The sequence below is a fragment of the Arachidicoccus sp. genome (genome assembly GCF_050436765.1).
Taxonomy (GTDB): Bacteria; Bacteroidota; Bacteroidia; order Chitinophagales; family Chitinophagaceae; genus Arachidicoccus.
Window position 1 is genome coordinate 1 of sequence record NZ_JBNQGD010000002.1, and the last position, 15,064, is coordinate 15,064.

Here is a 15,064-nt window from a genome sequence, read left to right on the forward strand (position 1 = left end):
ATGCTTAGAAAAAGGAAGATTAGTGTTACTAATAATGCAATAATTATTATGCTGATAAGCTGCCCCATCAAGTTGGATATTTTCTTAACGGTGCGCAAACGAATCAATAAGATTCTGTCTTCAATATATTCTTGAATTTTCTCGCCATAGTCCGTAAAGAAGTTATTCGTATTTTCTTCCATTTCGATTAAATTAGGTTTTTCTGTTAGGAAAATATTTCTTCTAAATCATACATATCATCTTTACCTTTCCCTTTTAATTCATTGATAATACTGCGACCTCTATTTACCCATTTTTCTAATGTATCGTCCATATTCTCGATGCCGGTCTTTAAGTCGGCAGAAACATCCTTAATGCCGGCCTTTGCTTTACGAATAATTGATTGCCCTTTTTCTCCTTGCAGAAAAACAGTGACAATGGCCCCGGCTGTTACACCCAGTAAAAAACTAGGCAAAAAGTTTTGATTCTTTTTCATAAAAATTATATTTCTAATAAGTTTAAAATTTTATAGAGCAAGGTTCATACCAATTATAGATTTAAGCATATAATGTCGCATTCCCCAAACACAACTTAAAAATAGCACAATAAAGAACAGGGGATGCCTAATGGTATTTTATATTTTAATAATGTTAGGTTCTTTTAAGAATATTTTAAACTTTACTATCCATCAATAATCGCTCGCAGACAACTTTGCTCAAAATTTCAGATTCCTTTTTGCCATAACTCACCTCCATTGACCCATCGAATTGCTCAATAGATTTAACAGTTATTTTTATGCCCAATTTCAGGCAACGGCTGTTCAAAAATTTTAAAAATTCGGAGTTCGTATTTAATAATGCTGCCAGTTTTACTTTTTCGCCTACCTTACAGCTACTCAGTTTTCGATACGTCTTTTTTGCTATATTCCCGTTACTGTCAGGAATGGGGGATCCATGTGGGTCGATGGTTGGGCGGCCTAATAATTCATCCATCTTTTCAAAGAAAATAGAAGATTGAATATGCTCAATCTGTTCTGCAATATCATGAACCTGCTCCCAGCCAAACTGCATTTTATTAACCAAAAACATCTCGGTTAATCTGTGTTTACGAATAATTAGTCCAGCTTCTTTTTTGCCTCTTTCTGTTAGTTTTAGTGGTTTATATTTTTCATAATGCACGAGTCCCTTTTCTGCCAACTTTTTCATCATACTGGTGACAGTTGGCATTTTTATATGGAGGTTTTTGGAAAGCTCATTTACATTTACTTCTCCCGATTTATTTCTTAGATGAAACAATGCCTTCAAGTAATTTTCTTCCGCAAGAGAATTATTCATAATCTGCCTTTTTTATTTTCCGCATTATTATCAAAATTAATAAAATTAAAGGAGTTGGGGGCATTTTTGAGTATTATTTAAAACAATTTTGTTTTATTGATCTAACATTCTAATTTTGCCAGTATAAATTATTGCATTTATAAAATGAGTAATTCATCACGTTCATTAAGCGAAGTTCATTCCTCCATAGACACGGGAAAAAAAGGCTGGCGACAAATATTGGCTTTTTTGGGACCTGCCTATTTAGTAAGTGTAGGTTATATGGATCCGGGCAATTGGGCTACAGATATTGCCGGCGGCTCCGAATTTGGGTATCAATTAATTTGGATATTGCTTATGTCCAATTTGATTGCCATGCTTTTACAATCTTTAAGTGCGAGATTGGGTATTGTAAGGGGCTTGGATCTTGCACAGGCATCTAAAAATGCCTATCCCCGCTGGGCAAATATTCCGCTTTATATTTTGGCGGAAATAGCTATTGCTGCTTGTGATCTGGCGGAGATTGTAGGTATGTCCATTGGATTAAATCTGCTGTTTGGTCTGCCCTTGATTTGGGGAATTTGTTTAACGGCTTTAGATACTTTGTTGCTGCTTCTTTTGTTGCATAAAGGAATGCGTAAATTGGAGGCATTTATAATTGCTCTGGTGGCTATAATCGGGATTTCTTTTTTGGTAGAAATGTTTATAGTGGCACCGGTTTATACAGATGTACTAAAAGGATTTATTCCGACAAAGCTAAGTGGCGACGCATTGTACATATCTATGGGTATTATTGGGGCTACGGTAATGCCCCATAACTTATATCTGCATTCTTCTTTAGTACAAACGCGCAAAATTGATCGCAGTTCCAAAGGATTAAAAAAAGCTATTCGATTTAATTTTTTTGATACAGTAATAGCGCTTAACCTGGCCTTCCTTGTAAATCTGGCTATCCTAATTTTAGCTGCTGCGGCATTTTATGTAAATGGTTATTTTCATATTGCTGAAATACAGGATGCCTCTTTTTTATTAGAAAAACTGTTTGGTAAAACGGCGCCTGTTTTCTTTGGTATTGCACTTATAGCTGCCGGCCAGAGTTCAACGATCACAGGCACTTTAGCTGGACAAATAGTAATGGAGGGTCATTTGAATATAAGAATTCAGCCTTGGTTGAGAAGATTGATTACACGACTTTTGGCGATTATTCCCGCGCTGTTTACTATTTTATATTTTGGGAGTGGGGCGTTGGGGAAGTTGTTAGTGCTTAGCCAAGTAGTTTTAAGCCTGCAATTGGGCTTCGCTGTAATTCCGTTAATTCATTTCAATTCTGACAAGAAATTGATGAGGGAATTTTCTATTAAATTATGGGTGAGAATCCTTGCATGGGCGAGTGCGGCCGTTATTGTTTACTTGAATATACAGTTGGTTGTTCAGCAAATTCAAGAGTGGCTAAAGGATGCCGGAGACAATAAATTATTGATTCAGGTCACTGTTATTCCAATAGCGCTTGCTAGTTTGGGCTTGTTATTGTATATCTTTGTTCACCCTTTTATATCTTCCGCCAGTAAGGAAAGAAAACAATTGCCTCATGGTCATGCTGAATTGATTACTGAAGATTTCAGTATAGGGTATCATCATATTGGCATCGCGATAGATTTTTCCGGCAAGGATAAAAAGATTATACAAAGCGCCCTGAAGCAAGGCGGGAAAGAAGCGACGTATACATTTATTCATATTGTGGAGAGCGCTGCTGCTCGCTATTTAGGACAAAACGCATTAGATCATGAAACCCAACTTGATAGAAGCAACCTGATGCAATATCAGCAAAAGTTACAGGCTTTGGGTTATAAGGCGGACATGCAAATTGGATTTGGGAAACCGCCGGTGGAGATGGCTAAGATTATTATTGCGCAGCAAATCGACTTATTGGTGATGGGTGCACACGGTCATAAGGGGCTAAAAGACTTAATTTTTGGTAGTACCGTAGAATCTTTGCGACACAAAATAAAAACGCCTATTTTAATAATTAACTAGTATCTGGTTTTAGATTCGGCGCGTCAATCGCATAGGTCTTGTTTATTGACTTCCTTTTGAACTAATATTAAGCAAAAAAGAAGATTGATAGACCATGTCTATCAATCTTCCCAAGCAAGAACACAATTATTTGCCTACGCCCCATTGTTTATTGGGCTTGGCCCCCATTATGAAATCCAATGTACCGCCATTATCAATCTCGGTTTGGGTAATAAATGTTTTGTTGTAAGTTCTGCCATTTAATTTTACCGATTGAATATATACATTTTCCCCACCGGCATTTTTAGTATTTACCGTAAAGGTTTTTCCGTTTGCTAATTGAATACTGGCTTTTTTCAAAATAGGAGAGCCAATTTGATAAATGCCACTGGCAGGATTTACCGGATAAAATCCCATTGAACTGAAAATATACCAGGCAGACATTTGACCGCAATCCTCGTTTCCTGAGTAACCTGAAGAGGAATTATTATATAAAGTATTTAGGACTTTGGCCACATAAAATTGCGTTTTCCATGGCTGGCCCGCATAATTATATAAATAAGTGATGTGATGGCTAGGCTCATTGCCGTGTGCATATTGTCCTATAAACCCGGAGGCGTTGCCGTTGACATCTTTCGGTAAATTTTTGAGGGTGAAGAAGGTATCTAATTTATTAATAAATGCTTCTTTCCCGCCCATTAAATTGATAAGTTCAGATACGTTTTGTGGTACATACCAAAGGTACTGCCAAGCATTTCCTTCGGTATAAGGATTACCTCCATTGCCACCATAATCTAACGGATCAAATGGTGAGATCCATTGACCGTTTGAATCTTTTGCCCTGAAAAAACCGGTACTTTTATCAAACAAATTTTTGTAATTGTTAGACCTTTGCATAAACTCATTGTAGTCCGCCGTCTTTCCTAGTTTTTTGGCTAATTGTGCTACACACCAATCGTCAAAACTCATTTCTAAAGTGATGGAAACAGACTGTGATTGTAAGTTTTCCGGCATATAATGATACTTATTCCACAAGTCAAATGGAGAGCCTTGGTGGCTAACTGTTGAAGAAGCTTTGATAGCATTGTACGCTTCATTTATATCAAATCCTTTAATGCCTTTCAATGCTGCATCAACAATAACGGGAATAGCATGGTTGCCAATCATACAGTAATTTTCTTCACCCCACAATTGCCAGATAGGTAAATAGCCATATGTTTCGTATTGGCGCATCATACTGCGAATGAAACCTGCCGTTCTCTGTGGTTGAATGATGGTATAAAGAGGATTGGCTGCACGATAAGTGTCCCACAAAGAGAAAGTAGAGTAGTCGGTTTTGTCTGCTGCTTTGTGAAGTGAATAGTCTGCACCCATATAATCGCCATTGTCATCAGCTAAATTATTGGGCTGCGTGAAAGCGTGGTAAAGTCCTGTATAAAAAATTTGCTTTTGTTCTTGGGTTCCTTCTATTTTTATTTTGTCTAATTCTTTTTCCCATTTCGCCTGCGCCTGTTTTACCACCCCATCAAAATCCCAACCGGAGATTTCGGCGTTTAAATTTGCTTTTGCATTAGCAATACTGTTTTCAGATAGGCCCACTTTAATAAGTAAAGGAGTTGCGTCTTTGGTGTCAAAATTCAGGGCAGCACGCACATTAGTGCCGTTTATAATAGCATTGTTGTCATAGACATGGTTGCCACTAACCATTTCGTTAGAAATAATGGGTTTAGAAAACTCTGCGTAGAAGTATACTTTTCTTAATTGAGCCCAACCGGTAATAATACGAAAACCTTCGATAGTCCTATCGTTAAGCTGTCTTATCTGCGCGTCAATAATCCTACAAGCCCAGTAAGTTCTCTTTTTATTAAGGGAATGATTTAAATCGATGATGACATGCGCATCAGTTCCCTGTGGGAAAGTATAACGATGAAAACCTGCATGTTCCGTTGCTGTGAGTTCCGCATTAATATTATAGTCCGATAATTTTACCTGATAATAACCGGCCTTGGCTGATTCCTCGCTATGCGAAAATCTAGACCTGTAGCCAGTTCCCGGGTTCTTCGCATCGCCCGGTGTCGTATATATTTTACCGGTTGTTGGCATAAATAAAACATCAAATAAGTCTGAAACGCCTGTTCCACTTAGATGTGTGTGGCTAAATCCGACAATCGTTTTATCGTTATAATCATAGCCCGATGCTGGGTTGTCAGGATTCTCTTGGGTATCCGGGCTTAGCTGTACAAAACCAAAAGGCGTGGTAGCTCCGGGAAAATTGCTTCCAGAAAGGCTCGACGCATCTACTGCGCCGGTACCGATAAAAGGATTGATATACTGAATTAAATTCGGAGACGATTGTGCGTTTGCCCCCAAACAAAGTGCTAGTAAGCCGGCTACTAAGGGAGCTGCTTTCTTTGTCATAAATTATTATTTGCTTTGAAAAATAAGGTACAATTCTATTTAATTTATACTAATGATACTATTAATGAATGTTAAACAAATCGTTAATGGTAAAGCTATATAAAGTTGCGTTGCAGATTTTGCAAATAGTTACTCCTTTTTCACATTGAAAATGAAGCCTATGCCGTATACGTTGTCAATACTTACCAATTTTGACGTATGTAATAATTTCCTTAATCTCGAAATAAAAACATCTAAACTTCGACCCAGGAAGTAGTCATTTTCTCCCCAGAGCTGCACTAAAATTTCTTCACGTTTTAAAACGCGGTTTTGATTTTTACAAAGAAATTCTAACAGCTCGGCTTCTCTTAGGGTGAGTGAAATGGGGACTGCATTATTAATTGATAGTTTAAGTAATTCGTTGTGTAGCGTTATATCTCCTGCCTGAATATTTATTACAGATGATTCTCTGTCGGGTGCCATATGATAGCTGTTTCTTTTGATGATGTTTTTAATGCGTAATACTAGCTCATCAATGTCAAAGGGCTTAGTTATATAATCGTCTGCACCAATTTTTAGTCCGTGGAGCCGATCTTTTTTTTCATTTCTGGCGGTAAGGAAAAGAAAGGGGACTTCATCGTTTTCTTTGGCAATAAGTTCTGCTACTTCAAAACCATTCATTCCGGGTAATTGTATATCTATTATCAGCAAATCAAAACCGTCGGAATTCGCTGCAAACATTTTAAATGCTTTGGAGCCGTTGGTACACCAAGTTACATCGAAGCCGGAAATTTCTAAGTATTGTTTTACTACATTTCCAAGATCTTCTTGATCTTCAATAAATAATATTTTATTCTTCATGTTAGTTACCTATTTTTATTCAATTGTTCTTTCGGAATAATAATGATAAATGTTGAACCCTCTTTATCTTTACTTTCGACCTTTAGTTTCCAGCCGTGTGCCTGGATGCCCTGCCTGGTATAAAAAAGGCCAAGACCTAAACCATTAGCATCTTTCACTTGGTTTTTCGTGTCTCGGTAAAATTTGTCAAAAATATGTTTAATGACGCCGCTAGACATCCCAACACCGTTGTCTTGTATTTTAATTTCGAGCGTATCTTTGTTGTCTGATAAAGTAACCTCTATTTTCTTTACGGTGCTGTTATTATATTTAATGGCATTTTCAAAAATATTGAATAGCATGGTGGTAAACCAAAATCGGTCTAGCAGAAGTTTCTGGTTGTCATCCTTCTTATTAAATACAAATTCAATATTCGTGTCGGAAACCATCAGTCTATAATCCAATAAAATTTCCTCGAGTAAATCACCTAACACAAACACTTTTTTGTTTAGGGTAAATTTATTCATGGTCGTAATATCTAATACTCGGGCAAACAAAGTTTTTAATCTCAATGATTGCCTTTCAATAATTTTTGTAAGCGGTAGAATGCTTTCTTTGTGTGCATTTATTTTGTCGTTTTGCAAATTTTTATTGGCGATAATGATGGTAGCCAGCGGCGTATGAAACTCATGAGTGATACTATTGACGAAGTCTGAATGCATTTCGGTCAGCTTCTTTTGTTTAAGCCAGTTTCTAAAGGTGAAAAAGTAAATCAATACAACTAAAAGTATGGAGAATGTTGCCAACACAAGTACCGGCGTCATTTGCTTAAAAACTGCAATATACCTGCTGGGTGTATCCACAAAGAGCGCAAAACCAATTCTATAACTATGATCTCTTGGGGAACTTATAAACAAGGAAGTGACTAAATTTTGATTATCTCTATGAGTTAATTTTCCGTCAATGATAATTCCCGAAGAAGTTTCAATAGTTTTATTTAGATAGGGGTTTATGTCTCCTATTTTATAAATAGGGATGTAGTGATTAATGGTAAATGTTACACTTATATCTGTGACTACAAGGGAATATTTTAAATCCCGTTCCAATTTGTTTGCAGCAATGATTTTTGCAAACAAGCTATCCATATTACTTTTGTTGCGCAATTCCGTAAAAATGCTGTCGCATACTTTATTGCCCAAATCATTAAAAGCAGTGGATGATTTATTGTACAGGGTTTCAAGCGCTGACATATTATTGTAAATGAATGTGTCAATAATCTTTTGTCCACCTGGATAGACTTTATCATTACTTACACTGCGCGTGTAGGCGTCATTGATAATATCTCTTGCGGAAAAGAAATAGCGCTGGTCTTTTAGTTTATAAGTGTTATAGACTAAAAAAATTTGTACAAAAAGCAGTATTAAAAAGGTAATAATCGCTATTACTCTATAAACCACTATGGACTTCCAGTGTTTCAAAAGCATTGAATTTTGCATTGAAAGATACTTATCAATTTTAATCTATCACCAACCATTAAATATGTATTAACAACTTAATTGAGTTGAATTCTTAAAGTTTGATTTAGTTAAATTAATATTTCGACGAATCTAGTCTAAAAAAAATCCTGTAGTTTGTTTTAAGCGGCTGACATCCAAAGACGTTTAATAAATTATCTTATTGCCTGACTGGGCGGAAATATCCCCTCTGTTGAAGTAAATGATGGCGTGGACCTTATAGGATTGTTTGGTAACGCAGCATAGCAATACCTCATAAGGTTATACTCAAAGCGGCAATCATAGATTAAAATTACCCGGTTTCCTTTCCCCGTCATTATATTTCTTTTTTTTAAGAGATTTTTATGAGTCTTATTAAAGATTTCTAAACAGGCTTTGCACATCAAAAAAGCTGATTATAGATTTTAAATGAAATGTTAATATAATTAGGTCTAGAATTCCATTGAATTGATGAAGGGGTTTGCAGATTATTGATAATTTTCGCCTGTTTTTCTTTTAGTTATGTGCGATTGCATTTAATTTTAGCCCGCTGTATATTGATTAACAATAATATTAAATTTTAAATCATTTATTAAATATGTATTAACATTTCATTTTGTTTTCATTGACAAAAGATTGTTTAAAAGTTAAATAGTTTAGCATCCTGTTAAACATTTATAAATTAATTTTTAAAAAATTAACCAAATTTTTGAATAATCTAAAAATCTACAAACAATAATTAAATGGAAAATAAGACTCTTTTTGCGGTAGTGAAGCCACACATCGCTTTTCTGTTAGTATTGATGATGTTTTTTAATATTCCTCAATCCGACGCTCAAATTAAAGACTCCAGTGCAAAAACGATTTTTCAACAGATTAACATTACAGGTACCGTACATGATAACCTAAATGCTATTCTTTCTGGAGCCAGCGTAACAAACGTACGTACGGGCAAATCTACTCTTACAAATGGTTCTGGAAGATTTACAATTGAAGCGGCGAAAGGAGATTCTCTGAAGGCCTCATATATTGGCTACCAGGATTATTTATGGCAATTTAACAATAGCCTTAACTACGATATCGTTTTAAGCGCTACTGCGGGCAGTCTAAACGACGTGGTGGTTACGAGCTTTGGCCAAAGGCAAAAGCGTATGAGTATTGTAGGAGCTGTATCTACGGTGGATGTGCAGGAATTACAGCATCCTGTTGCTAACCTGTCAACGATGTTGGCGGGCCGTATTCCGGGTGTAATCGGGGTGCAGCGTTCCGGTTTGCCTGGTAGCAATTCTGCTGATATTTGGATACGTGGTATACAAAGTTTCGGAAACAGCCCGAGCGGTCCGTTAATTCTTGTAGATGGTGTACAAGGCAGGGATATTGACAGCTATGACCCGGAAGACATAGAATCTTTTACCGTTTTAAAAGATGCGGCGGCTACGGCCATGTATGGTTCTTTGGGCGCAAACGGTGTGATACTAATTACGACAAAAAAAGGTGCTGTAGGGAAAATCAATTTAATGGCTCAATATTTACAGGGTTTTACTCAGTTTACCAAGACGCCCAAAATGGCTGATGCTGGAGAGTATATGAACCTGAAAAATGAAGCACTGATCGCCTCTGGCCTGTTGCCCAGTTATACGCAGGATTATATTGATAGTACGCTTTCGCCTACTGCTAACCATTTTGTTTATCCCAATGTGGACTGGATTAAACAGGTTTTTAACAATCATTCTTATAACAGAAAATTCACCATAAGTGCCCGAGGAGGCTCTGAAAGTGTGAGATATTATGCAGCTTTGGATTACTATGATGAAAGTTCAATGATTAAAACAGACCCATCAGAAAAACTATATAACCCATCCACCCTTTACAAGAAATATAATTTTACTTCCAATGTAGATATGAATTGGACAAAAACAACGAAATTTTCTTTATACATTTCCGGGTACGTCAGCGACCTGAACCAACCAGATGGCACTGGCAGTAGAGCAGGGGTTGCCTTTGGCGAGACAATGGCTGCTAGTCCGGTACGTATTCCGCCATTTTATCCGGGTAATTTACAGTCTGGTTCACCAACAAATTGGCAAAGATATAATCCTTGGGGTCAGGCTACCCAAACCGGTTTTGCAGACAATTATACAGCACAGATTTCTAGTACTTTACATTTGAACCAAGACTTGAGTTTTTGGTTGAAAGGTTTGTCGTTCAATGCCCTTTATTCTTTTGATACACATAATATCAATTACCATTGGCGAAACAGAACAAGAAGTGTCTGGTACCTAAATCAGGCGCAACCATACAATCCTGATGGCTCCTTGAACCTGACTCAGATTTTCCAAGGAAGTGATAATATGTCCTTTGGTATTAGTAATGACGGCAATAGGCAAACCACTTTACAAGGCATTCTTAATTACAGCAGAACATTCGGCGACCATCAAGTTGCGGCTATGCTGGCATATAATCAATTGAGTGCAATGAGCCCCTTCGATGGCAATTATCTTAATAATTTTCCAAACCGTACACAAAACTACGCCGGGAAAGTGGACTACATTTATAAAGATAAATACATGCTGGAGTTCAATGTTGGTTACAATGGCTCCAAAGACTATGCCCCTGACAAGCGGTACGGATGGTTTCCTGTACCGGCTGTAGGTTGGATCGTTTCCGACGAAAAATTCTTCAAGCCATTGTCAGGTGTTTTTCAATATTTCAAAATTCGCTATTCTAACGGTATTACCGGTGCTCCAGGGACTGGCTCCGCATTTGGATATCTAACGTTTGTGACAACGGGTGGACGTGGATATACATTCGGCAAAACTGGCGCTGATAGAGGTTATTCTGGCGTTAATATTTCCCAATACGGTGCCAATGTACAATGGGCGGTAGCGCATACCCAAGATTTAGGAATAGATTTTCATACGGCAAATGATCATTTGCAGGTAGTATTTGATTACTGGTATTCTTATCGCACAAAAGTATTTCTAAACAGACAGGACTTTCCCGATTATGCCGGCTTGCAATACCAGCCAAATGGGAACTATGGCACAGTAAAAGCATCTGGTTTTGACGGCCAGATAACGCTTACCCCTCTGCAATTAGGTCATAATATGACCTTGGGTTTCAACGGAACAGTTACCTGTACGGCAGATAGGTTGATTAACGATGATGCACCGCAATATCCATTTCCTTATTACAATCACCGAGGACAGGAACTACTTGCGAATTTTGGTTATGTAGCCGAAGGGTTATTCCAAAGCCAGGCGGAAATAAATAACAGTGCAGACCAAAGCGCGTTAGGCAACCCTCGTCCGGGCGATATAAAATACAAGGATCTAAACGGCGACGGCGTTATCAATCAATTCGACCAAACCGTTATTTCCAAAAGAGGGGATGTGCCTGACTGGATATTGGGCTTTGGCCTTAATTATACCTGGGGAAACTTTTATGTCAGCGCTTTCTTTCAAGGCAATGAAGGCTCTTACAGAGAGCTGAGTGGGATTGCACAATTGCCCTTTAATAATGCAGATGATGGAAACTTATATGCAATTGCTTCCGACCATTGGACACCAGAAAATCCAAACTCCCATGCATTCTACCCACGCTTAGGTTATGGAGCTACTGCCAACCTGAACAATTCTGTACCGAGTACTTGGTGGGTAAAGAATATCGGCTTTATCCGATTCAAAACACTGGATATAGGGTATAATATTAAGAATACAAAATGGATGCAGAAGATGAGCATGAAGAATTTGCAAATATATTTTGACGGCATGAACTTGTGTTACTGGAGCCCATTTAAAATGTGGGATCCGGAAATGAACACTGGCGATGGGAGTACCTACCCGAATACAAGAGATCTTTCACTAGGAATCAGGATCAACTTCTGATGGACAGTTTTAAAGAAATTATTTATAATGATTAAAGATAAACAGATGAAAACGAGATATTATATTTTTTTTACGGTGGCATGCTTAGTTACTTTCGTGGGCATCAGCTCCTGCAACAAGTTTCTGGATGCTGTTCCTACCGGTGTGTTGAACAAAGACAGTATCTTCAGTTCTTTAGTAAATACGCAGGGATACTTGGCGCAAGTATATGCCAATCTTCCACAGGAATTTGACAATGAAAATATTAATGGAACTAACTATTCCTATTCGGGCTCATGGACAGGATCTTCCGACGAGGCCAATAATATCAATTATTCAAATGTCTTGTCAAACCTGCTTAACCAGAGCACCTGGAATATCAATATCGGTGGTACTATCTGGACCAATTTTTACAAACCCGTGCGTACTGCGACAGATTTTATCGCCAATGTAGACCGCGCTAACCCGGCTGAAGTTCCTGCTTATTTAAAAGTGCATTTTAAAGGAGAAGCTAGGGCATTGCGGGCTATATTTTATTATTTGATGTTGAGGATGTATGGTTCTATTGTGATTTTGCCGAATCAAATAGACGCCAACGCTTCTGGTAACGACATATACTATCCACGTACGCCGTTTGATAGTTGTATCAGTTATATTACCGGGCAGCTCGATTCGGCTTATAACGAAATACAATCTACAGACGATCCTACCCATCCGGCGGACCAGCCATTGTTGTGGGATGGTGTAGTACAATACGGCCGTGTTACTACCGGCGTATGTAAAGCCTACAAAGAACAGGCGCTCCTGTTAGCGGCAAGCCCTCTATTCAACGGTAATACTGATTATGCCGGGCTAAAAAATAAAGATGGCTCGACACTCATACCGCAGACTTATGACCCCAACAAATGGAAGCTGGCAGCGCAGGCGGCGAAAGATTTTATTGATGAATTTGTACCTGGTACCTACGACCTTTATACGGAAACAGGTTCTGACCCGTTTACCAACGCTTATAATTCCTGTAGGGACGTATTATTAAACGACTGGAATAAAGAATGGATATTTGGTCGTGCAGAAGACGGGTTTACCGGTACGTTCCAGAGCGATATTTCACCCTCTTTGATAGGATTCAGCAATGTTGGCGGTGGCAAGGGTATTCTCTCGGTAAATCAGTCTATGGTAGATGCTTATTTTATGAACAACGGAAGAACGATAAATGACCCACAATCGGGTTATCAGGGATCTGGGTTCTCTGATTTTAAATCCCCTTATGATGTGAAAGCAAGAAATACCTTCAACCAATGGGTAAATCGTGAGCCGAGGTTTTATGTAGGTGTTACCTATAATGGTAGCTATTGGATCAATCAAGGCAGTAGTAACACCGAAGTAATAGTAGATTATACTTATAGTGGAAATTCTGGGCGGCAGCAAAGCACTGTCGATGTATCTTCTACAGGCTATAATGTGCGAAAATTTTTGCGGAACGGAAGTGGTAACCTCGGTTATCCCTATATACGCCTTGCAATGATATATCTTGATTATGCCGAAGCGTTGAATGAATCCGATCCGGGCAACCCAGATATTTTAAAATACCTGAACTTGATTAGACAAAGAGCAGGTATTGCGACTTATGGCAGCGGAAGCAATCAGATTCCTGCTCCAGACAATCAATCCGATATGCGCCAGGTAATTCGACAAGAAAGGCAGGTGGAACTTGCTTTTGAAGGCGTACGGTATTTTGATATCCGCCGTTGGAAAATTGCGCCACAAACCATAGGACAAAACGTATATGGGATGAATATGATGGCAAACGGGAACGAGTTTTACCAAAAAACACTGGACGAAACACGACGTTTTCTGCAAAGAGATTACCTATGGCCGATTCCTTATAATGAAATTTTAAAAGATAATTTGTTAGTTCAAAATCCAGGATGGTAATAAACTTGTTTAAACCTTTTTAAGAAGAATAAAATATGATACCTCTTCCGATGAAATAGCCGTGTGGGCGTTCTTTTTATCAAAAAAATGATGAACAAAGGAATAAAGAACCTTAATCATCATTTCGACTGAGGGAAGAATGAGAAATATCAAAAGCCACTTTTTTAAAAGGTTGACAACTTTAATGTAAAAACAAAAAAATAAACATATGAAATATATAATCAAGCGTGCCGGAACATTGGCCGGTAAAAATAGGCTTTCGATATGGATAATTTTTGTAGGGTGTTGTCTTTATTTTTCTGCTTGTGTAAAAGATGCAAAGTTATATTCTAACGCGGAAGGCAGTATCTATATGACACAGGCATATTCAGATAGAGGTGCATTGACGGTGTACGTGATAGATTCGCCACAGACGTATAATTTCGGTATTGCCTATAGTGGTTTTAAAAGTGCACCATCCGACATCACAGGGACTTTCGAAGTGGACACCAGCCTGATTGCACAATACAATGTTGCAAATGCTTATCTCGGCAAGCAGTATGTTTCATTGCCGGATGCTGCTTATTCGATATCGAGCCTCTCCTCGGTACTTAAAGCGGGGACTACTAGCTCCATACCCTCAACCCTTTCGATAGATGCAAAAAGATTACAAAAAGGAGTCTATTACTTACTACCTATTAAACTTTCTGGATTATCAAGTGGGACGTTGGACACCGCTTTAAGCGTAACTTATTTCAGGATAGATTCTTTATATATCCGCACTAGGGATATAACATCTCATGGAACATTAACTGTAAGCAACGAAAACGGAGGCGGGTCAGACGCTAACGAAGGCTCTTCAAGGTTAGTAGATAATGATTACACAACTAAATTTTACACAGGTTGGGTATCCAATATGTGGATGATGTTGCATCTGGATTCGGCTTATGTATTAAATGCTTATACCTTAACCTCCGGAAACGACTCTCCCGACAGGGATCCTAGAGATTGGGACTTCCAGGGGTCAAACGACGGTATGAATTGGACAACACTGGATGCAAGAACTGGCAATCAGTTTGCAAAGCGGTTAACTACTTATACATTTGAGTTAAATCAACCCGATGGTAAAAGCTATTCCTATTACCGGTTGCTCGTCCATAACAATAATGGCAGTGGTGGTTTCCAATTATCGGAATGGCGGCTACAGCAGTATTATTAGTAAATAGTTTAGGATTGGGACAACTCAAAG

The 15,064-nt window shown here is 38.2% G+C and carries 10 protein-coding genes; 4 read left to right on the forward strand and 6 right to left on the reverse strand.

What is annotated here, in order from left to right; all coding sequences use genetic code 11:
• The 3 genes from ACQR30_RS00055 to ACQR30_RS00065 all read right to left on the reverse strand — a co-directional run.
• On the reverse strand, positions 1 to 182 hold a 182-nt coding region (locus ACQR30_RS00055), incomplete at its 3' end, for a hypothetical protein (protein ID WP_429729476.1).
• Between the two features lie 23 nt (positions 183 to 205).
• Positions 206 to 475 carry a hypothetical protein gene (locus tag ACQR30_RS00060; RefSeq protein ID WP_429729479.1) on the reverse strand — a complete coding sequence of 90 codons (270 nt, stop codon included), beginning with the start codon at positions 473 to 475 and terminating at the stop codon, positions 206 to 208.
• 175 nt (positions 476 to 650) lie between these two features.
• Positions 651 to 1,313 (reverse strand): metal-dependent transcriptional regulator, encoded by a 663-nt coding sequence (locus ACQR30_RS00065; RefSeq protein ID WP_429729483.1) that lies wholly within the window; start codon positions 1,311 to 1,313, stop codon positions 651 to 653.
• Positions 1,314 to 1,457: 144 nt separating this feature from the next.
• On the opposite strand from ACQR30_RS00065, the gene ACQR30_RS00070 reads away from it, so the two are divergent.
• The gene (locus ACQR30_RS00070; RefSeq protein ID WP_429729486.1) at positions 1,458 to 3,326 is read left to right on the forward strand and encodes an Nramp family divalent metal transporter; all 1,869 of its coding nucleotides are present in this window, start codon (positions 1,458 to 1,460) and stop codon (positions 3,324 to 3,326) included.
• A 126-nt stretch (positions 3,327 to 3,452) separates the two neighbouring features.
• On the opposite strand, the gene ACQR30_RS00075 is transcribed toward ACQR30_RS00070, so the two are convergent.
• The 3 genes from ACQR30_RS00075 to ACQR30_RS00085 all read right to left on the reverse strand — a co-directional run bounded on the left by ACQR30_RS00075 (position 3,453) and on the right by ACQR30_RS00085 (position 8,020).
• Positions 3,453 to 5,723, reverse strand: a complete 2,271-nt coding sequence (locus ACQR30_RS00075) for a GH92 family glycosyl hydrolase (RefSeq protein WP_429729489.1) — start codon at positions 5,721 to 5,723, stop codon at positions 3,453 to 3,455.
• Positions 5,724 to 5,852: 129 nt separating this feature from the next.
• Positions 5,853 to 6,563 (reverse strand): response regulator transcription factor, encoded by a 711-nt coding sequence (locus ACQR30_RS00080; RefSeq protein ID WP_429729492.1) that lies wholly within the window; start codon positions 6,561 to 6,563, stop codon positions 5,853 to 5,855.
• A 5-nt stretch (positions 6,564 to 6,568) separates the two neighbouring features.
• Entirely contained in the window at positions 6,569 to 8,020 is a 1,452-nt protein-coding gene (locus ACQR30_RS00085) for a sensor histidine kinase (protein ID WP_429729495.1), read from the reverse strand.
• Positions 8,021 to 8,778: 758 nt separating this feature from the next.
• Here ACQR30_RS00085 and ACQR30_RS00090 point away from each other — a divergent pair.
• The 3 genes from ACQR30_RS00090 (at position 8,779) to ACQR30_RS00100 (ending at position 15,034) form a co-directional block, all read left to right on the forward strand.
• Entirely contained in the window at positions 8,779 to 11,922 is a 3,144-nt protein-coding gene (locus tag ACQR30_RS00090) for a SusC/RagA family TonB-linked outer membrane protein (protein ID WP_429729498.1), read from the forward strand.
• A 45-nt stretch (positions 11,923 to 11,967) separates the two neighbouring features.
• The gene (locus ACQR30_RS00095; protein WP_429729501.1) at positions 11,968 to 13,836 is read left to right on the forward strand and encodes a RagB/SusD family nutrient uptake outer membrane protein; all 1,869 of its coding nucleotides are present in this window, start codon (positions 11,968 to 11,970) and stop codon (positions 13,834 to 13,836) included.
• 208 nt (positions 13,837 to 14,044) lie between these two features.
• Positions 14,045 to 15,034 (forward strand): BT_3987 domain-containing protein, encoded by a 990-nt coding sequence (locus tag ACQR30_RS00100; protein ID WP_429729504.1) that lies wholly within the window; start codon positions 14,045 to 14,047, stop codon positions 15,032 to 15,034.
• Positions 15,035 to 15,064 lie beyond the last annotated feature (30 nt).